This window comes from Crocinitomix algicola (assembly GCF_001661595.2).
Lineage (GTDB): Bacteria > Bacteroidota > Bacteroidia > Flavobacteriales_D > Crocinitomicaceae > Crocinitomix > Crocinitomix algicola.
The window spans coordinates 60,224-81,499 of record NZ_LYPF02000012.1 but is presented as its reverse complement, the minus strand read 5'-3'; the positions used below and the strand labels follow the sequence as shown (position 1 = coordinate 81,499).

General features: G+C 35.7%; 19 protein-coding genes. 8 read left to right on the top strand and 11 right to left on the bottom strand.

Annotated features, from left to right (window positions below):
• Nucleotides 1–44: 44 nt before the first annotated feature.
• Complete coding sequence (locus A8143_RS07120) at nt 45–521, top strand: DUF2452 domain-containing protein (protein ID WP_066757691.1); 477 nt, start codon at nt 45–47, stop codon at nt 519–521.
• Here A8143_RS07120 and A8143_RS07115 read toward each other — a convergent pair.
• The 4 genes from A8143_RS07115 to A8143_RS07100 all read right to left on the bottom strand — a co-directional run bounded on the left by A8143_RS07115 (nt 518) and on the right by A8143_RS07100 (nt 6,127).
• Nucleotides 518–1,219, bottom strand: a complete 702-nt coding sequence (locus A8143_RS07115; protein ID WP_066757688.1) for a DUF2490 domain-containing protein — start codon at nt 1,217–1,219, stop codon at nt 518–520. The genes A8143_RS07120 and A8143_RS07115 overlap by 4 nt on opposite strands.
• Before the next feature lie 310 nt (nt 1,220–1,529).
• The gene (locus tag A8143_RS07110) at nt 1,530–3,017 is read right to left on the bottom strand and encodes an OmpA family protein (protein ID WP_217494794.1); all 1,488 of its coding nucleotides are present in this window, start codon (nt 3,015–3,017) and stop codon (nt 1,530–1,532) included.
• Nucleotides 3,018–3,266: 249 nt separating this feature from the next.
• Nucleotides 3,267–5,171, bottom strand: coding sequence for an arginine--tRNA ligase (gene argS / locus A8143_RS07105; protein WP_066757683.1), 1,905 nt, complete (start codon nt 5,169–5,171; stop codon nt 3,267–3,269).
• Nucleotides 5,168–6,127, bottom strand: a complete 960-nt coding sequence (locus tag A8143_RS07100) for an arginase (RefSeq protein WP_066757680.1) — start codon at nt 6,125–6,127, stop codon at nt 5,168–5,170. The genes argS and A8143_RS07100 overlap by 4 nt, the downstream gene beginning before the upstream one ends.
• A 249-nt stretch (nt 6,128–6,376) precedes the next feature.
• Between A8143_RS07100 and A8143_RS07095 the strand changes: the two genes are divergently transcribed.
• A complete protein-coding gene (locus A8143_RS07095) occupies nt 6,377–7,054 on the top strand; it encodes a hypothetical protein (RefSeq protein ID WP_066757677.1) in 678 nt (225 codons plus the stop codon).
• 2 nt (nt 7,055–7,056) lie between these two features.
• On the opposite strand, the gene A8143_RS07090 is transcribed toward A8143_RS07095, so the two are convergent.
• A complete protein-coding gene (locus tag A8143_RS07090) occupies nt 7,057–9,312 on the bottom strand; it encodes a T9SS type A sorting domain-containing protein (protein WP_066757675.1) in 2,256 nt (751 codons plus the stop codon).
• Between the two features lie 179 nt (nt 9,313–9,491).
• Here A8143_RS07090 and A8143_RS07085 point away from each other — a divergent pair, with 179 nt between their 5' ends.
• Together A8143_RS07085 and A8143_RS16855 are read left to right on the top strand one after the other, a co-directional pair.
• Complete coding sequence (locus tag A8143_RS07085) at nt 9,492–11,537, top strand: dipeptidyl-peptidase 3 family protein (RefSeq protein WP_066757672.1); 2,046 nt, start codon at nt 9,492–9,494, stop codon at nt 11,535–11,537.
• 98 nt (nt 11,538–11,635) lie between these two features.
• Nucleotides 11,636–12,073 carry a hypothetical protein gene (locus tag A8143_RS16855; protein WP_139134293.1) on the top strand — a complete coding sequence of 146 codons (438 nt, stop codon included), beginning with the start codon at nt 11,636–11,638 and terminating at the stop codon, nt 12,071–12,073.
• Here the strand turns inward: A8143_RS16855 and mltG are convergent.
• The 6 genes from mltG to A8143_RS07055 form a co-directional block, all read right to left on the bottom strand.
• Entirely contained in the window at nt 12,023–13,072 is a 1,050-nt protein-coding gene (gene mltG / locus A8143_RS07080; protein ID WP_066757669.1) for an endolytic transglycosylase MltG, read from the bottom strand. The genes A8143_RS16855 and mltG overlap by 51 nt on opposite strands.
• Before the next feature lie 3 nt (nt 13,073–13,075).
• Nucleotides 13,076–13,591, bottom strand: a complete 516-nt coding sequence (locus A8143_RS07075; RefSeq protein WP_066757666.1) for a GNAT family N-acetyltransferase — start codon at nt 13,589–13,591, stop codon at nt 13,076–13,078.
• The gene (locus tag A8143_RS07070) at nt 13,575–14,090 is read right to left on the bottom strand and encodes a hypothetical protein (protein WP_066757663.1); all 516 of its coding nucleotides are present in this window, start codon (nt 14,088–14,090) and stop codon (nt 13,575–13,577) included. Before A8143_RS07070 ends, A8143_RS07075 begins: the two co-directional genes overlap by 17 nt.
• A complete protein-coding gene (gene dapF / locus A8143_RS07065) occupies nt 14,077–14,865 on the bottom strand; it encodes a diaminopimelate epimerase (protein ID WP_066757660.1) in 789 nt (262 codons plus the stop codon). Before dapF ends, A8143_RS07070 begins: the two co-directional genes overlap by 14 nt.
• Nucleotides 14,858–15,535, bottom strand: a complete 678-nt coding sequence (locus A8143_RS07060; RefSeq protein WP_066757648.1) for a hypothetical protein — start codon at nt 15,533–15,535, stop codon at nt 14,858–14,860. Before A8143_RS07060 ends, dapF begins: the two co-directional genes overlap by 8 nt.
• Nucleotides 15,536–15,912: 377 nt before the next feature.
• Nucleotides 15,913–16,692: a murein L,D-transpeptidase catalytic domain family protein gene (locus tag A8143_RS07055; RefSeq protein WP_066757645.1), complete on the bottom strand. Its 780-nt coding sequence runs from the start codon at nt 16,690–16,692 to the stop codon at nt 15,913–15,915.
• Nucleotides 16,693–16,841: 149 nt separating this feature from the next.
• Between A8143_RS07055 and A8143_RS07050 the strand changes: the two genes are divergently transcribed.
• The 4 genes from A8143_RS07050 (at nt 16,842) to A8143_RS07035 (ending at nt 21,252) form a co-directional block, all read left to right on the top strand.
• On the top strand, nt 16,842–18,440 hold the full coding sequence (locus A8143_RS07050) for a peptide chain release factor 3 (protein ID WP_066757642.1): 1,599 nt from the start codon (nt 16,842–16,844) through the stop codon (nt 18,438–18,440).
• A 6-nt stretch (nt 18,441–18,446) separates the two neighbouring features.
• Nucleotides 18,447–19,046, top strand: coding sequence for an ACP phosphodiesterase (locus A8143_RS07045; protein WP_066757639.1), 600 nt, complete (start codon nt 18,447–18,449; stop codon nt 19,044–19,046).
• A gap of 63 nt (nt 19,047–19,109) precedes the next feature.
• Nucleotides 19,110–20,540: an MltF family protein gene (locus A8143_RS07040; RefSeq protein ID WP_066758151.1), complete on the top strand. Its 1,431-nt coding sequence runs from the start codon at nt 19,110–19,112 to the stop codon at nt 20,538–20,540.
• Nucleotides 20,541–20,706: 166 nt separating this feature from the next.
• The gene (locus A8143_RS07035) at nt 20,707–21,252 is read left to right on the top strand and encodes a 30S ribosomal protein S16 (RefSeq protein ID WP_066757636.1); all 546 of its coding nucleotides are present in this window, start codon (nt 20,707–20,709) and stop codon (nt 21,250–21,252) included.
• Nucleotides 21,253–21,276 lie beyond the last annotated feature (24 nt).

Genomic DNA, 21,276 nt, shown 5'->3' with positions numbered 1-21,276 from the left:
AAATATCTCTATTTTTGTAGAAGTTAGGTGAGAAATATTGCGATATGGAAGAAGATAAAAAGAAGCGTGAAAAATTTATTAACCCAATAGATCCAGACAAGATTGCAGAGAACCCCCATACATTAGCCTATGGTCATCACGTAGGTAGTGCTGCTATTAAGCCTGAAGATATTGGCAAACAAAAAGGTCGAGCTTTAACTGCTATGGAGCATCAAACTGACCAACAACTCAGTCAACTGTATGAGCAAATGCAGCTACTTGCCGAACAGGCAAAAAAGATTCAATCGAGAAAGGAAATTTCTGAACGCATTTATGCGGCGACTTATCGATTCGAGCCTATAATTAATCATATTTATTATCTCTACGAAGATCAATCGATGCAACAACTCCTATCCATTATCGGTCCATCCGAATGGGGTCGCTCAAAAAAGAATGAATATAAATATATTGCAACTGTTCGACTTTTAGCTGATCATACATGGGATATTTTAGACGGCATAGATGCAAACAAACAGTCTTAAAATGATTGGTGTAAACTAATTTGTAATTGATTTTTCTTCCAATTCTCTGTTGTTTGATTCATCAGTCCAACCTGAATTTTAGTATTCGAACTTACCATGTATCCCAAAGCAGAATAGAAACGGTTTCTATCGAATAATTCAACTGTAGCTCCATTTCCAATATTTCGTTCCCCATTAATGAATACTTCATTGTAAAGCGCCAAATACAAAGCTCCGTTTGACATTTCTTTTTTATTCAGTAGGATATTTAAGAATAAATTATAGCGAAAACGTGTTCTTAAATCTTGTCCATTTAAAAACCTTTGTTCGTATCTAAAGCGATGACTAGTTAAAAATCTATCACTGATCTTTGCTGGTAACAAGGCTTCTTGATAGAGTCTACTTTCATGCGTCGTTGATTCATCATCTCCATAAACTCCAGTTGTAATACTCCCATATCCCAATGTTAACTTAATACTAGAGTTACTGGGACGAAATGTAAGTCCACCTCGAACGAGCAACTGTTCTAAATCTCCACCCAAATTCCAATTTCGATATTGCAAATCACCCTGAAATCCCCATTGACTATTTTTGAAGTTCTTATTCACAAAATACATATACCAAGCACCGACTTTATCTTCGTTGATTTGCGCCATTGACGAATTAGAAAAGTGAAAAATAAATGTGAACAGTAAAAGACTTTTTATAACAGTTTTCATGGAATGTAGTTTAAATTCGGCACAAAACTACTCATTTTTGGGTGGCCTGCCAATTGATTAGGCAAAATTAGGGGATAAAAAAGGGCGTTTTGCCTAAACAAAACGCCCCCACCTAACTTTTAGCTATGAAACTAAAATTATCTTACAAAATGCTTAATAATTCGTTGTAAAGATAAGGACTAAAAAAGGACACTTTCATCATTACTCGATAAAGCGTCATTCTTATTCGATAACTGGCATATTAGATTTTAAACCAAAAAAAATGCCCCGATATGAATCGAGGCATTTAGCTTAATTTTTAAACGTTAAATTAGAACTCTACTGTGAACTCTACACGACGGTTAGTTGCTCTACCTTGCGCTGTATCGTTTGTTGCTTTAGGTTTAGTTTCACCGAAACCTCTAGACGTTAATCTATTTTCAGCAACACCTTTATTTACCAGATATTTCTTAACTGCAGCAGCTCTTTTCTTTGACAACTCCATATTTGCATCGTCATTTCCTTGGCTATCAGTGTGTCCGTCAATAATCAATTTATATTCTGGATTGTTTTTCATAATGTCTGCAACATTATTTAAAATTCCATATGAAGAACGTTTAATGACATCTCTCCCTGATTCGAATTGAATTCCTTTCAATGCTCTTTCGAATACATCTTTCGTTTCTTGAGCGATTTCAGGGCATCCTAGATTTGAATCAACTCCTGGAATTGTTGGACACTTATCATCAACATCAGCAATTCCGTCACCATCTGTATCAGGACATCCTTTCAATTCAGGAATACCGGCTTTTTCTGGACATCTATCTTCAGAGTCTTGGATTCCATCACCATCAGTATCAGGACAACCATCAAATTTCTCTAAACCAGCAACATCTGGACAAGCATCATCTTCATCTAAAATACCGTCACCATCTTTATCTGGACAACCGTATGCTTCAGCAGAACCTGGCTCATCTGGACAATCATCTTCATCATCTGTGATACCATCACCATCTCTATCTGGACATCCTTCTAAAGCCTCAACACCAGGTACTTCAGGACATTTATCAATATAATCTGCAATTCCGTCACCGTCTGTATCAATTGGACAACCTTCTTTATCCACAGAAACACCATCCGGCGTATCAGGACATTTATCTTTCGCGTCATTTACGCCATCTTTATCAGCATCGTTTGCTTGTCCTAATAAGAACACAACACCCACTTGATGAATCATAAATTGATCCCAACCGGCAGTTACACCAGCTAATCCGTCTTTTGAATCTCCGTTGGTATGTGCATACATCATGGTGTAGTTCAGCCCCCATTGATCCAAAAGCATGTAAGTTACTCCTAAACCAGCATTAGTTGTGAAATCTGTTTCTGGATTTGTGTTCATTTGAACATCAGTGAAAATTCCAACGTTTGCATAATCTGCAATTCCTGCACCTACAAAAAGGTAGGGTTGAATTTTCGAAGATTCTGGTAAAATAAATCCATTGTGGAATTTAAATCTAAATTGACCATGTGCTTGAAATAAGTTTGCACCAAAACTTTGACCAATTGCTTGGTCGTAACCTAATCCTCCGTATGTACAAGACGCTGCAACATCAAACATAGAGGTAAGGTAATAACTGACTGTTATCCCTCCTTGGTTTCTATATGTTTTACCGATATCAAAGAATTGTGCATTCAAATCACCATAGTAATCAGAAAGTCCTAAATGTCCGGATATTCCGATTTTTTGACTAGCAGTCTGTCCATAAGCTGCACCAGAAAGTACAAGCGCCATGAATAGACTTAAAAACCTAAATTTCATTTTCATATTGTTTAAAAATTATCTAACACAAAAATAAAGAAATTATTGATTTATGTCGATTTAGAGCATGTTTTCGGCACTTATTAGCAAAAATATTTCAATTACCTGATATTAGATCAGTCGATTTTCAATAGAAATTCCCAACAATATAACCTACTTAAAAACTTAACTAACAATCATTTAACAATCAATTCAGATTACTGAAGTTTCACGTAAAATAATTGTTAATAAATACATAATAAAATCTTATTACATACGTTCCGGCACATCTATTCCTAACAAATACATGCCAGATTTTATCACTTTTGCTACGTTTTTGCTCAAGATTAAACGCATTTCTCTTTTCGCCTGATTTTCTTCTTTTAAAACACTAACATTTTGCCAGAGTGAATTAAAGTTTTTACCCAGGTCGTATATATAATTGGCGATAATCGCAGGTGAATGATCTTCTCCGGCTTGAATGACAATTTGCGGATACTCCACTAGTTTTTTAACCAATTCCTTTTCCACATCAATCAAGCCGTCAACTTCAGCTATATTTTGCGCAGAGAAATTCCCAGCACTTCTTAAAAGTGAAGAAATACGGGCGTAAACGTATTGTATAAAAGGACCGGTATTACCATTCAATTCAACTGACTCGTCTGGGTTAAAAGTCATTCTTTTAGTTGGGTCGACTTTCAATAAATAATACTTCAGACCACCTAAACCAATCATTTGATATAGCTTATTTTTTTCTTCTTCAGTCATTCCTTCAATATGCCCACGTTCTTCGGTCATTTCTTGTGCCATCTTAACCACCTCTTTCACCAAATCGTCAGCATCAACAACAGTACCTTCTCTTGACTTCATTTTTCCAACCTCACCCTTATCGTTTCGCAAATCAATCATACCATAGGACAAGTGAAAACAATTTTCAGCCCATTTATACCCTAATTTTTGTAAGATTTTAAACAAGACATTAAAGTGATAGTCTTGTTCATTCCCAACTGTATAGACAATCCCCGATAAACCTGGAAAATCTTCCATTCGCTGTTGAGCTGTTCCCATATCTTGTGTGACGTATACAGCTGTTCCATCCCCACGCAACACCAATTTTTCATCCAAGCCCTCATCGGTTAAATCAATCCAAACAGACTGGTCTTCTTTCTGAAAAAAAACATTGTCCTTCAAACCTTGCTCAACCAGTTTCTTCCCTTTTAGGTAAGTATCAGATTCATAATAAAGCTTGTCAAAATGAACTCCCATAGCTTCATAGGTTTTATTGAACCCTTCATAAACCCATCCATTCATTTTTTCCCAAAGCTCATATACTTCCGGTTCTTTAGCTTCCCATTTTACCAACATCTCTTTGACGTCTTTCATTATTGGGGTAGAATTATTCGCTAATTTTTTAATTTTATCTAAAATTCCTTTTCGCGATTTAGCATCTTCTTTTTCTGTTGCCGCCAGCGACAATCGTTGATATTCTGCCATCACCTCGTTCTCCACATCAAACTCTCCTTGCCCCCATTTTGCCAAAACAACTTCTGTTTCTTCTTTTAGCGCTTGATCAAATTTAACATAGTATTTACCGACTAGTTTATCGCCTTTGATTCCAGAATTTTCCGGTGTTTCGCCATTTCCAAATCGTTGCCAAGCCAACATACTTTTACAAATATGAATTCCTCTATCATTAATGATTTGAGTTTTAATCACTTCATGACCATTGGCTTCTAATATTCTCGCTACCGAATGGCCTAAAAAGTTATTTCTCAAATGTCCAAGATGTAATGGTTTATTGGTATTTGGAGAAGAATACTCAACCATTAGCTTTTGTTCTGTTCGCGGTTGAATTCCATAATTATCTACTGTTTCAATCTCTTTCAGTTCTTCTAGCCAGTATTGATCTGTAATCACCAAATTTAGAAAACCTTGAACAGTGTTGAAACTGCCGATATAATCAATTTTGTCTACCAATAATTGGCCAATTTCATCACCTGTTTGAGGCGGAGACTTTTTTGCTATTTTTGCTAAAGGAAAGACTACAAGCGTGATATCACCTTCAAAATCTTTTCTTGTTTTTTGAAATTGGATGAGGTTTGCATCTATTGCTTGTTCATAAAAATCGCTCAATAATTCAAGCGTCTTAATCGTTAATTTATTGTCTAAGCTCATTTAATTTTCTTTTCAATCGTAGCGGCTGTGTTACGAAGTATATCATAGGCAGTTTCTGCCATTTTATTTATTTTATTGTCGAGACATGGGTTAATTTCAACCATCTCGACACAACAAGTTTTTTCCCAAGAAGCGAACTCATTCACGAAGTAATTTGCTTCCTCTGGACTTAAACCATTTTCAACAGGAGTGCCTGTTCCTTTCGAAACCAAGATTGAGTCCATACTATCCACGTCAAATGAAACGTAGATTATATCACATGCACTCAGTTTTTCTTTAATTTCTTTCGCAACTTCCTCTTTACTTTTTTGCCTGACTTCATCAACCGAGAAATTTTTCACCCCATTCCTCGCCATGTATTCGTCTTCAGGTTTTTCAGTATCCCTTAGACTAATAAAAACTAAGTCATCAGGTAAAACCTTAGGAGCCGGAGCCCCGATATTTTTAAGCTCCTCCCACATCTCAACCACATCTGGATTGGGAGTATTGCTTGCTGATTCCATGTTATTTTCACCCAAAGCAACAGCCAAAGGCATACCATGCACGTTACCAGAAGGTGTTGTGTATGGCGTATGAAGGTCGGCATGAGCATCAATCCAAATCACTCCTAAACGTTTATTAGGAAATGCTTTTTTAATTCCAGAAATTGTACCTGCTGCACATGAATGATCCCCAGATAATACAAGTGGAAAATCTTTATTTTGAAGAACAAAGTTGACTACATCTGCGGTTTGTTGATAAACATTAGCCAACCCATCAATCCATTTAGCATAGGTGTATTTTGTTGGAAAATCGAGCATATCATTTTGATGCTCAATCATAAACCTTTCATACTGACCAAAGAAATTTTCTCCTCTTTGTCGTGCAACAACCTGTAGCGCTCCTATTCCTAAACTTGCTCCGCGGGTTCCTGCCCCTAATTCGGACATATTTTCTATTATCTTAATTTCTGCCATAACTGCTAAATTTAACCTGCAAATTTAATTGAATTAAGGAATTCTTATGTTCCTTGGCACGAATTATTCTTCTCTCAATCGCAAAAATTCTACGCTACGGTTGGCTTAAAATAGGTTGATTTCAAATCATTTATGACCATATTGCAAGGAGGAATCGGACTAATTAATTCGAATTGAATTGAAAATTAATGGTTTATCCAAGAAAATGATATCTTTGTTCAAAATGATAATGCTAATACGCGTGACCGAATGAAACAATTTGTCCTACTTACCTTTTCAGTGATTTTTCTCCTGATTTCTTGTCAATCCAATAAAATTCAAGAAGGAGAGATAATTTATGAAATTACTTATCCAAACGCTGAAATTTCGGGATTTATGAAAGCGATTCTGCCCGAAACAATGACCATTATCTTTAGCGGCACGAAAATGAAATCAACAATTGCACGCGGTGAAATTTTCTCCACTGAAATAGTTTCCGATGAATCCGAAAGGTCAATTGAAATGCGACTAGATTTTGGAGACAAACTTCTTTACACGACTTTAGATGAAAATGAAATAGAATTAATGATTGGCTCTCAACCAAATTATACAATCACCCCTCTAAATCAAACAGACAGTATTGTTGGATTAAGTGCTAAATCATACAGCATAGAAGCTAAAGACACTTTAACGCGGAATAACTATTGGTTTACAGAGGATTTATCAACAATTAATGCATATTGGTTTACAGCGTATAGTCAAATTCAGGGTATGCCATTAATTTTTGATATCGAACGTTATGGCGTGATGATGCATCTTGAGGCTGTCGAATTTAACGCCAAAGAAGTTTCAGAAATGGAGTTTGAACGAGAGAATGAACTCGAACAAACAACATATGAACAATTTGAATCGGAGGTACAAGAGTTATTTGATATCTTAATGGAATAACCCTAATCTAAAACCACCAACTTTTCTTTTTTGCTGTTTCCTTGATTAGAAACTGTTACTATATATGTCCCTGCGGCAAAATTTTCCAACTGAACAGTCATTAAATTTTGAATAGGTTTCAGCCTCGAAATCAAAATCCCTTGTAAGTTAAATATTTCAACTGTCATTTCCGCCAGTTGAACCTTGGACATAGTGCCGAGATTAATTTGAACAATATCATCAGTAGGATTTGGATAAATCGTGAAAGAAAAGTCTGAAGAAAAATCTTCAATTCCAATATTAGAAAGCTCGGCAGAACGATAAAAGCCAACTCCGCCTCTTCTATTGCCTAAGGCCATTTCAAAACGATTGTCATCTGTAAGGTTAACGATTGCAGGTGCAGAATAAGTTCCAATATGAATATTATCTACAAAAACATTAGCCAAATGAAAACCGCCTTCAAGGTTATCTTCAATTTCATCATAATAAAACATTTGCCCCCTTTTTGATCCAACAACTAAGTGGTATTCGTCTTCAATTGAAACAAATTGAGGTATGGCATGGCCTTCAATGAATCCATCACCTGAAACATCTACAGCACCAAAATAATTGGTTTTGAATTCAAAGTTATACTCATCTGTTCCTGTATTTTCGTAATAATGCAATTTACCAGTCCTTCTTCCAATAACTAAATCATTATCACCATCTCGATCAATATCTACCAATTGAGGATAAGCATAAGTTCCTTCAAAAATTGCTTCCCCTTCGCTATTTTTTAACAAAGTAAACGTATTAAATATAGCAGGATTGCCTGGTCCTCCAGTATTTTCAAGGTAATAACAATACCCGAGGTACTCTCCCATTATCATGTCTTCATCTCCATCACCATCTAAATCCCCGAAGGTTGGATAAAAAACCAAAGACTCCCCCATACCTAGAGTAGATAGATCCTCATAATCATCTGTTACAAGCATAAATTCAGGTGTTGTAGCTGTACCTGTATTCTCGTAATAGGCTAATTTTGAAATTTGATTTCCTGAACCGTCATCATACTGACCTTGACTGCTCACTAATAAATCCTTCAGTCCATCACCATTTGCATCAAAAAAAACCGGATAAGAAGAGGTTCCATGATCCATCATTTCCTCCTGTAAAAAATTAACTTTTTCAAAAATAAACGCTGGTTCCAAATCTTCGTTCTCATTCGTATAACTCCAAACACTTTCAATGTTTTGCGATCCAATCTTCGAGTTCGGAGATACTACCAAATCGCGAATCTCATCATTATTAATATCGACGTGATAAGCTGCTGGAAAAATTGGTAAATCAACCGCTATTGATGTAGACGGAAAAGCATTGTCCTGGTCATACATTCCAGAATTGGTATTCACCTCTTCTCCTTCATTTAAAAGCAGTGTCATATTACTAAATGAGATATCACCTAGCACCAAGTCCATAACGCCCGAATTAGTATAATCTAATGCGAGCAAGGATGATCCTGCATGTCGATCTTGGTTCACTTCTGGTCGAAGAGCAAACTCTTCAGTCAAATCTTCATCACGACAAGGATATTCCAATGTATCCCACAATGTAACATCGTTGGAAGCTGCTGCTTCTCTAAATCTACCCCAACAAATATTCTTGGTTTCAAAAATTAATGAATCACAAACACCATAAGTTTCAATACTCATATTGCGATGATATTCAACAGAACGACCCAAAACCCCAAAACCCAGAATATCCAAATCTGAATCACCATCAATATCCACAATGGCAGGTATATCGGCTGGAGAAAGGTATAAATATCCTAAATCATCATACACATAGGTCGTTAGAATATCAGAAACTAATTCGAAACTATGGCCGTCTATTTCATTTCCGATGTTACGATAAACTCTTCCTCCTCCGATAGCCGCGGTAAAAATATCCACCACACCGTCACAATTATAATCAGCCAGAAGCGTCCAATCATGAAGGTCACTCGGAAAAAGTTGCTCGTATTCAGGCGCATAAACAAAATCACTCTCGCCCGATGTCCCATTTTGAATAAAGGTCATGACCTTATTACAAGTGCGATCAAAAACAAAAAGATCCTGAGTTCCATCAAAATCTAAGTCGATATTAGAAAACTGACAGTAATCCATTCCTCCCGCCCAAGGAAACTTCAAGAATTCCCCATCCTTTAACACTGGAATTTCCTCATACCTCTCAAACCCAAATTGTGCAATTGAAAAGAGGGGAACAAGTAATAGGCAAATGGTAATTAAAATAAACCTCATCATAACTTTTTTGGATAGGTAAAATTAGAAATTCTTGATTTGATTAACGTAAATTTTTGTTAAATAGTTAGTTCATCTTTAAAATTCTTCAATTTAAATAAGCTAAGAGCCGAAAATTAATGATTTTAATAGGAAATGAGAAAGTATTCTTATTTTTATAAAGCATAAAAAAATGAACAATGAAAAATTTAATTATTTCAGGAATAGTCCTTGGTGGATTATTCACCAGTTGCGGGGGTGCTGAACAAGAGAATCAAAATGCTGATTCTAACAATACTGATAGCTTAACGGTCAACGAATCCAAAAAAATGGATACCGAAAGATTCGGAGATGTTGAAGTCTTGCGTTATGAAATACCTGGTTTTGAAAAACTAAGCTTAACACAAAAGAAACTTGTTTATTACCTCTATGAAGCTGGTCTTTCAGGCAGGGATATTATTTGGGACCAAAACTACCGTTACAACTTGGAAATAAGAAATGCTCTTGAGCATATTGTTAAAAATTATAATGGCGATAAAAACACAGAAGAATGGGGTCATTTGATGACGTACACAAAACGAATGTGGTTCTCTAACGGTATTCATCATCATTATTCAATGGATAAATTTCAACCGGAATTTTCTAGAACTTATTTAGAAGAATTGATTGCATCAACTGGCGCATCACTTCGACCAGAAATTCTTGAAGCAATTTTTGATAACTCAGCAGATAAAAAACGGGTGAGTTTGGATGACAGTGAAGATTTAATTCTGAATTCTGCTACTAATTTCTATGGGCCAACCGTAACAGAAAAAGATGTAGAAAATTTTTATAAAGAGAAATTAGCAAATGCTGGTACACGACCAGTAGAAATAGGCCTTAACTCTCAGCTAACAAAAGATGAAAATGGCAATTTAGTAGAAAATGTGTGGAAGACTGATGGTATGTATGGAGCAGCCATTACAAAGGTTGTAGAATGGTTAAAATTAGCTCAAGGTGTTGCCGAAAATGAGGCACAAGGAAATGCGCTAGGATTATTGATCGAATACTATGAAACTGGAGATTTAAATAAATGGGCCGAATATAATATCGCATGGTCACAAGCAACCGAAGGAGATATTGATTACATCCAAGGATTTGTTGAAGTATATGGTGATCCTGTTGGTATGAGAGGTTCTTACGAATCGATTATTCAAATCAACGACTTTGAAGCATCTGAACGAATGGCTGTAATGGCTGAAAATGCGCAATGGTTTGAGGATCATTCTTCAATTCAGGAAGAACATAAAAAGGCAAACGTAGTGGGCGTTTCGTATAAAGTCGTAAATGTAGCAGGTGAAGCGGGTGATGCATCCCCTTCAACACCAATTGGTGTCAATTTACCTAACTCAAATTGGATACGTGCGGAGCACGGATCAAAATCTGTAAGTCTCGGAAATATTGTACAAGCATACGAAAATGCAGGTGGGGAAGGAATTCTGAGAGAATTTGCACATGACGATGAAGAAATTGAGAGAGCAATTTCTTATGGTAAACTTGCCTCTAAAATGCATACAGCTATGCACGAGGTAATAGGACATGCATCTGGTAAAATAAATGAAGGAGTTGGCACCCCTAAGGAAACTTTAAAAAATTACTCGTCAACTTTGGAAGAAGCACGAGCGGACTTAGTTGCCTTATATTTTTTACTGGACGAAAAACTAATCGACTTAGGTCTAATTGAAACACTTGAGGTTGGAAAAGCGGAATATGATTCTTATATCAGAAATGGTTTAATGGTTCAAATGAGAAGATTAGAGCCCGGTGCAAATATTGAAGAAGCACATATGAGAAACCGCCAATTAGTCGCTGCATGGGCATTTGAAAAAGGTGCAGAACAAAATGTTATAGAAAAGGTTGAAAAAGCTGGAAAAACTTATTTCAACATAAATGACTATGAAAAACTTAGAGTGATTTTTGGTGATTTATTAAGAGAAATTCAACGTATAAAATCAGAAGGCGATTTTGCTGCAGGAAAAAACTTAGTTGAAAATTACGGAGTTAAAGTAGATCAAGATGTTCATAACGAGGTTCTTGAAAGAAGTGACGCTCTTGATATAGCTCCATATTATGGGTTTATGAACCCTATTTTAACAGCAGTTAAAGATGAAAATGGTGAAATCACTGATGTTACCATTTCTCAACCAACAAATTTTGAAACACAAATGTTAGATTATTCCTACCAATATGGTTTTTTAGGTAAATAATTGATCGCTTTAGGCGAATAATAAAGAAAGCGCAATTGGAGTTATTCTAGTTGCGCTTTTCTCGTTAGATTGAATGACTTTTACCCAAAAACTCTATCATGAAGAATAAAGAATTTGGGAACCAGCCAGTCGAACAAACATACTTTAAGCTGATTGAATTCGTACGCACTGGAAAGACAAATACATTGTATTTAAAACCCATAAAAGGACCAAACATATATACTCTAATTCTTACAGTTCTAACTAACGAAAATAAGCATCAGCAAATGACTATTGCATTTCAGTTAAAATGGTTCCGAATTTTATTTCATGCTTTTATTTTTATTGGAACCAGCTTCTTACTGCTCACTTTCAACGCTATTTTATTATTCACCAATGTGTTTGATGGAATGTTGTTCTTTAGCATTAACATTATGCTCATAATTTTACTTTATAAAAAGTTATTCTATTTTTCAAATGCCAGAATTATGAGATTTTACAAGGAATTAATGGCCGATGGAGCGCATATAGCTCTGAAATTTACGGGCATTGACTAAATGTTGATTATAAGATTTAGCAAAATTATGTAAGCCGCTATACCCGTTTTCATCACCAGGTTTTGCACACATATATAAGTAATCATGTTTTTCAGCGTTCAGAACAGCATCAATCGCTTTTTTAGAAGCCATGCGAATTGGACCAGGAGGCAAACCTGCATATAAATATGTGTTATACGGACAGTCCCTTTCCATATGAATATTCAAGAGACGCTTCACGCCTTCTAATTCATCACCCCAACAAAATTTAGCAGTTGGATCTGATTGTAATAACATTCCTTTTTTAATTCGGTTTAAGTAAAGTCCTGCAATTCGTGGCCACTCATCAGGTCTTGTACTTTGCTCAGCTTCGACTATCGAGGCCAAGGTAGCAACTTCAGATTGCGTTAATTGTAAAAAAACAGCTTTTGCTTTTCTTTCAGCATTCCAAAATGATTTAAATTCCTTTGCCATGCGATCTACAAATTCCTCCGCAGTCATGTCCCATTCTCCTACTTCATAGGTGTCTGATAAAAAAAGTGCCGATATTGTTTCTTTTCTAAAGCCGTATTTCTCCATCGTTTTTGGATCAGCTATATAGCTCACTATTGCTATTGAATCAGCCTCAATGTTTGGGGCAACTTTTCCTGCCATATCATAGATATCCCGACAAAGGTTAAAGGTTATTCTCACATCTTTTAATTCCTGATTCCCGTTTTTTAAAGCATAAATGACATTTTTATTTTTCATGCCCTTCTGGAATTCATATTTACCCGGTTCGACCTTTTCTTTGGTAAAATCAAGTTTTTCTGCGAATGAATTGAAAGCATCTTTCTTCATTATTCCCTCTTCTTCTAGAATCATTCCAACCTCTGACAAACCACTCCCCGTTGGGATATATATTAATTTATGCTGATCGATCTCGATGGCACTAAAATGTAAATCATAATACGGTTTACCAATAAACCAACCCGCCACAATTAGTGTGACAAATAAAACTAGAAATAGGATCTTTTTCATTCTTTAAATTAATTCTTTTTGAAATAAACACTCGTCTTCCCAGTCTCCTCCTTTAACAAACCAATTCTTTCTTTTACCAATCATTTTATAACCAGCTTTCTCAAACAATTTTAAACTATTTGTGTTCCCCCCCATAACACTGGCGTGTAAATTACGGATACCAACATTGTTCACAGCATAATCTGCAAGAAGTTCTAAACTTTCAAATGCATAACCATTACCTCTGAACTCTTTCTGAATTAATACCCCTACTCCAGCTCTCTGGTTGAATGGGTCAAATTCAAAAAGATCCACAGTACCAACTGGTAAATTTTGATTAAGTTCACAAATAATGAACCTAATTTGCTGCAATTGAAATAAATCTTGAGCCTGATTTACATATTGTTTAATCAAGTTTTTAGAGAAAGGGACAATCGTATTACTCACACGCCAATTTTCAGGATCATTCTCCCAGGCATAAAGCGCATCTGCATCTTCTGGCTCGATTGTTCTTAAATATATTTTATCCCCGGTTAGCATATTTTTTATTGAGCGAATCAATGTAAGAAAAAATGTCGTCTTTGGTATATTTACGGAGTTGATATTGTTTTGATTCATCAATATCTTCATCCATATTAATCTGAAAACTTTGACCAATTAATTTTTTTTCTTGTAATTCAGGTACTAATTCATAAACGAAATTTGCCTTACTTTCTTTAAAGAGATACGATTTTATTGGCGCAAGACAGGTATTGTCATTGACAGCTGCTTTGGAAAAAAGCTTAAAAACGTCTTCAATTTTAGCCTTAGACAACTCTAATTTGACTTCAATTAATAAAATTTTTCGTTGTGATTGTTTAAAAAAACGGAGGTAACTTTCAAAATCATCTCCAATTACTGCTTTTTTATGCGTGAGTGAATAGTATTTGTCGTTTTCAACAATTGCTAAATGAGGTATCTTCTCAGGTGAGATCAATACTAAATATGTCGTTTTTTTGTCTAATTCGGTTAAAGGTTGAATATTCTTAATTATTGTCATCAATCACTCCTTTAAATACATATTTTGCTGGCCCTTCTAACCAAATATTTTCAAATTCTCCGGGAGAACTTTTAGCGGTAAAATGAATATCAAGTTGGCCACCTTTGACATCTACTCGAATTTTACCAGCATTTAACTTATTCTTATAAGCATAACTCAGTCCACAAGCAGTGGCACCAGTGCCACAGGCAAAAGTTTCTGCTTCTACACCTCTTTCGTAGGTTTCAACTGCTATATGATTTTTGTCAAGAATTTCAACAAGGTTAACATTGGTCCCTAGCTCTTTAAATCGATTGGAATAGCGGATTGTCTGCCCGTATTCATAGATATCAATAGCTTGGTTTTTATCTTTATAGTGAATGTAATGTGGTGAGCCTGTTTGAATAAAATAATCATTTCCAATAAACTCAATTCCATCATATTGATGCATGGCAATTTTAACAGTCGACTCCGTTAGCTCGCCTTCATGTATGCCATCAATAGCTTCAAAAACGGTTTTTTTGTTTTTAATATGTCCTAAATGATGTGAAAATGCAACCGCACAGCGTGAACCATTCCCACAGAAACTCTGACTTCCATCAGGGTTATAAAAATCCATTTTAAAATCAGCTTTATCCGATTTTTCAATAAATATTAATCCATCTGATCCAATACCAAATCGACGTTCGCACCATTTTTGGACAAATTGCTGTTTATCGGCAACAAAACTCCCATTCCAATTATCAATTAGAATAAAATCATTACCGGTCCCCTGGTACTTATAAAACTCAATCATTTAATACTATATTTTTTTCAACCTCTTTGAATGGTTTGAATTCATGTGTTTCTTTAATTTGATAAAAAAATGCCTCATTTGACAAGTACAACACCTGATCTTTAGCATAAACCTCATATTCAAACTGTTCAGGCAAACCATATACAACCAACGTATTATGCGACAATTTATATCCAACAAAATTTATAGGAGACTCCCAAAACTGAATACTTAAATCCGTTGGTAAATGATTTTTGATGCCAAGCATTTCCTTCATTAAAGAGTCTTTGTTGGCGGGTTTATTCAGGTATTGAATCTTAACGCGTTTCGAACCTAAAAACTCATCTTTATTGATAGTAATCTCTTCATCATGACTTGTATCTCGTTCTATTATTTTTTGTTGAACTGTATCCCTTACTAATTGATCTTTTAAAGAGTCTAACTCTTGGAAATTTGAGTCCAATTCGTCCGTCAGAACAGGCACTTCAATTCTTTCCTTCTCAATTATCGTATCATAGACATATTCGGTCACTAATTTAGTGTCGGATGGAGCGACAACAATTTTTTTATCACCTGAATATTTTCCGATGAAAAAACCTGCGAAACCAGCAAGTAAAATAGCCGCTATGAAAACAAATAATCTCATTCTAAAACCAAAAGCAAAGTTAGTAGGAATTTTATACTTACCCATAGATTTGAAAAAGGGATTCTTTTTCTTCTTAGATGGAATTTAAATCTTGTGAACTTTTTTATTTGTTTAAGGACTTTGGTCCTTCTTGAGATTCGATTGACCAAAGTCCAAAAACAAATCAACATAATAGCGTTGAGTCAAGCGAGCAGCTTTTATAACATTGAAAGCCACAACCTGTTTTTGCGATAATAAAAATCTCTCAAAACTTATGCCAAAAAACGAAGACGTGTTTATAGCAGAAAATAGTTTGGCAAAGGGCGTAGCCTATTGTTGGAGCTCTTTTATTTGATTTGGCTCACTAGAGCCAAACCAAATAAAAAGCGACTAGGCGAAGACCGACCCTACGCAGCTTTCTGCGGTGAAGGGTTTGCCCCAAATTACAAGTATAAAAACTCTTGTAAATATTGATTTTGGTTTAGGTATACAGAATTTTTTTGGTAAGATAAACTTGGGTAGTATATAAATAAGCAGGTACCTTCTTTAATCCACTCTACCACTTTTTCAAAATGATTAAATGGCAATGCAGGACAACCGTATGATCGGCCAAGCATACCTCCGTTTTTTTCTAAAAATTCGTACGTTGCATACTTCGCTGCATGCATGACCACTCCTCTGCTTCTAGCCTTATTATTGGTATATTCTAGACCATCCAAACGCAAAGCCAAATCATATTTACCGTGATATGTCGTTGAAGTAGAGTAAAACCCAATACTACTTTTGTGTGAATTTGGCTTGTTGGAAAAATTTTGAGCATATAAACGCCCTGTATTTACGCCATGCGAGACGATCGATTTATGCAAAATTTTTCGATTACAAAGGTCAATAATAAAAAGACGATCTTGGCTCGATGGCTTTGAAAAATCAATAATTGTTAGGGTATTTTTTCTTTTAATTTTACCTTCAGAACTAAGGTTATAATAGCCTTTTAGACCTTGCATGAACGCAGTGTAAGACAAACTTGTATCCCGAAGGTCTTCGTAAACACTTTCTGCATACGCGTTAAATTTCAAGGCGGCAATTTGTTGTGTAGAATCGACAGAGAATTTAACCGTCGATAATTTACCTTCATTCGTTGTTGCTTTTACATAATTTGAATTTAAACAACCAATGAATGCGATCAAAAAAAGAAGGGTCTTTTTCGGATTACTCGTTATCATGGAGTCAAATATAGCAAAAAGGGTTATTTTTGCCGCAGAAATAACCAAAAAGTGAATACAGTTTTAGACCAGTCCCTTTGAGCTGCTTATGAAGCATGGATTTACTTTGGTTAAGACCAGAAAAGGAGCAAAAATAGATACCGATTTTAATGAAGAACATTGCCGAAATAGAAAAGAGAAAAACTTTTGCAATAATTTCTCACCCCGATGCAGGTAAAACCACGTTAACAGAAAAGCTGTTATTATTTGGAGGAGCAATTCAAACTGCAGGAGCTGTTAAAAACAACAAAATAAAAAAAACAGCGACTTCTGATTTTATGGAAATTGAAAAGCAGCGTGGAATTTCTGTTGCTACTTCCGTAATGGCATTTGAATATCTCGGAAAACAAATAAATATTCTAGATACTCCTGGTCACAAGGACTTTGCGGAGGACACTTACCGTACACTTACCGCTGTTGATAGTGTAATCTTAATCATTGACAGTGCGAGTGGTGTCGAAGCACAAACCAAAGCGCTAATGGAGGTTTGTAGGATGCGGAATACACCAGTTATCATTTTCATTAATAAAATGGACCGTGAAGGAAGGGATTCATTTGACCTCTTGGACGAACTGGAAGACATCCTAAAAATTAAAGTAAGACCACTTTCTTGGCCAATTGGAATTGGAGCAACTTTCCAAGGAGTGTACAATATTTATGATAAAGATTTAAATCTATTCGCTGCTAATAAAACCAAGATTTCCGAGGATATCGTTTCGATAGAAGATCTCAATTCGAGTGAACTAGAAGATACAATTGGCGAAGGACCAGCAAATGAATTAAGGGAAGAGTTGGAGCTTGTCGATGGAGTTTACGATGAATTTGACCGTGAAGCATATCTACGCGGAGAAGTTGCTCCAGTATTTTTTGGGAGTGCAATTAATAATTTTGGCGTTAAAGAGCTTTTGGAAACTTTTTTAGAGATATCGCCTTCTCCCCAAGGTCGTGAATCTAATGAAGGATTTGTTGCTCCAGAGGCCAAAAATTTTAGCGGTTTCGTATTTAAAATTCATGCCAACTTAGACCCGAACCATAGAGATAGAATTGCGTTTTTAAGAATAGTCTCCGGAAAATTTGAACGCAATAAATTTTATAACCATGCACGTTTGGAAAAAAAGCTAAAGTTTGCCAACCCTACATCTTTTATGGCGCAAGACAAGAGTATTATAGATGAAGCATTTCCTGGGGATGTGATTGGACTTTATGATACAGGCAGTTTTAAAATTGGCGATACGATTACTGAAGGAACCTCTTTTTCATTTAAAGGAATTCCAAGTTTCTCTCCAGAGATATTCATGGAGTTAGAGAATAAAGACCCGATGAAATCTAAGCAGCTTGAGAAAGGAATTCAGCAGCTTACCGACGAGGGGGTAGCACAATTATTTATTCAACAACCTGGTAACCGTAAAATTGTGGGAACAGTTGGGCAACTCCAATTTGAAGTGATAAAATATCGATTGGAAAATGAATACGGTGCGAAATGTGAATTTCAACCTAAACGCTATTACAAAGCCTGCTGGATGACCACCAATAATCAAGAGCAATTGGATCAATTTATTCGTGCAAAATCTATCTATATTGCTAAAGATAAGGACGATAATTTTGTTTTCTTAGCTGAAACACCGTTCTTGTTGCAAATGGCGCAATCAGATTATCCTGATATTCAGTTTCATTTTACTTCTGATTTTAAAGTTGAGCAAGAAAATTAATTTGATTTGAATTTTGTAGGACATGCTTATATCGCTCGAGAATACCCGGAATTAATTGCTGGTAACTTTGCTGGCGACTCATATAAAGGCAACCTTGAAAAATTTAGGAGCCTACCTCCGCATATACTACAAGGTGTTTATTTGCATCGATATATTGACGACTACACAGATTCTTCCCCTTATATAAAGGCAATTGGTAAAAAATTCCAAGACAAGGGCGTTCAAAAAATAGCGTATATCGCCACGGATATTATATTGGATCATTACCTTACCAAAAATTGGTCAAACTACTGTGCTAAACCATTCGATGATTTTGTCAAGATGGTCTACCACGAAACGGATCAAAACTTACATTATTTAGAAGATGATTTTAAAACAATGTATGCTTTACTGAAAGAACATGAATGGCTATACCAGTATCACTCAGAAGAGGGGATTGAGATGATTTTATGGCAATTTTCAAGAAGGATTGGGTTTAAGAATGATTTAGTGCGCTGCATGCAACTTTATTTAAATGATCGCGATTCAATAGATCTACTTTTCGAAAAGTTTATGAAATCAATAATATTTGACTCTCAACAATTTATTAAAGAGTTAATTGGTTAATTTTTCGTAGATTGATAAAGAAAATAATTTTTGTTGACCTTGTCCAAAAATTAAATGCCAACTATGCAAAAAATTTTACCTTTCCTACTATTCTGTGTACTAATTAGTTGCAAAAACGATGACGTTGAGCATTCTAAAAATACCCCCCCACTAATTCGTGATTGGAAGGAAATCAAGTCAGATAGTGTTTTGCACGTACTCGCTGAAAATAGCCCTGCTAGTTTTTTCATTTATAAAGGTAAAAATATGGGATACGAGTACGAATTACTCCATGAATTTACCAAAGACCATAATATTCGCTTGCAGGTTACCATGGTGAATGATCTTGATGATATGATCCATAAACTAGACAGCTGTATTGGAGATATCATTGCCTGTAACTTAACTATAACCGAATCTCGCAAGGCGCATATTGATTTTTCCGCTTCTTATTTGCAAACGCATCAGGTACTGATTCAGCGAAAACCTGAAGGATACCGTAAAATGAGACGCTCGCAAATTAAAGATTCACTTATTCAAAACATAGAAGCATTGCACGGTAAAACCATTCACGTTTGGAAAAACTCCAGCTTTTACAACCGGTTAAAACAGCTAGACGATGCCTTTGATTTAGATTTAAAAATCATAGCTACTGAAGGAGATTTAATAACGGAAGAATTAATTAGGATGGTAAGCGAAGGCGAGATAGATTACACGGTTGCCGATTATAATGTCGCCAAAATTGACACACGGTACTACCCCAATATCGATATTGATTTTTCATTGGGGAGTGATGACCATATAGCCTTTGGATTACGGACAACTTCTCCTCAACTAAGAGATACTTTAAATGCATGGTTGTTGGCAAAAGAAAATCGATCAACTATTGGTGAAGTACGTAGAAAATATTTTAAACGAAGAGCTTTATCAAATAAGGCAAACATGGTATTTTCTTCGCTGACAGGAGAGCAAATTTCCCCCTATGACGATGTAATTAAAATGGAAAGTGAAAAAATTGGTTGGGATTGGAGACTGGTATCGGCGGTAATCTATCAAGAATCGAAGTTTGAAATTTGGAAACAGTCATGGGCAGGTGCTTTTGGAATCTTTCAGTTTATGCCTTCCACCGCTCACAGCTATGGAATTTCTCCAAATTCTTCTGCTGAAGATCAAATAAAGGCTGGAATTAGAAAATTAAAAAAGAACTATAATCAATGGCTCGAAATCATACCAGACTCCAGCGAAGCTATAAAATTTACGCTTGCAACATTTAATGCGGGCCGTGCACACATTGACGACGCACGAGCGTTGTGCGAAGTATATGAACTAGACGATCTAGTATGGGATAATAACGTTGCTGAAATGGTTAAAAATCTAGCTAAACCGACCTATTATCGCCATCAAGTGGTAAAATACGGGTACTGCAGGGGGAGTGAAACCTACAAATATGTCAGTGAAATTTTACAACGATTTGAAGAGTATAAAGCAGCTTTTCCAAATGAATTAAAATCTTAAATACACTTTTCACTCTCTAAAACTGACTCAGAATAAAGAAAATCAGAACATCTGCAGAAGTTTAAGAAAATAAATGTATCTTTGCACCCGCCTTTACATGAAAGGCACCCAATATTGGGATAATCTATTATTAACTGAAGTTTCGTACTTCAAATTATAATTTAAAATGGCAACAAAAATTAGATTGCAAAGACACGGTAAAAAAAGAAGTGCATTTTACCACATTGTAGCGGCAGACTCAAAAGCAAAAAGAGATGGTCGATTCATTGAAAAAATTGGAACTTACAACCCGAACACTAATCCAGCAACAATCGATTTAGATTTCGATAGAGCATTATACTGGGTTCAAGTTGGTGCTGTTCCTACTGACACTGTAAAAGCTTTATTGTCTTACGAAGGTGTTTTATTAAAAAATCACTTGGATAAAGGTGTAAAAAAAGGTGCGCTTTCTGAAGCTGATGCTGAGAAGAAATTCAATGCATGGAAAGAAGAAAAATTAGGAAAAATCGCTGGTAAAGCTGATTCTGTTAGTAAAGCAAAAGAAGATGCTAAATCAGCTGCATTGGAAGCTGAAAAAGCTGTCAACGATGCACGTGCAGCAGAAATCGCTGCTAAAAATGCTCCAGAAGTTGAAGAAACGGAAGAGGCTGCTACTGAGGAAGCTGCTACTGAAGAAGCTCCAGCTGAGGAAGCAAAAAACGAAGAAGAGTAAAACAACCTCTTGGTTTAAATTAAC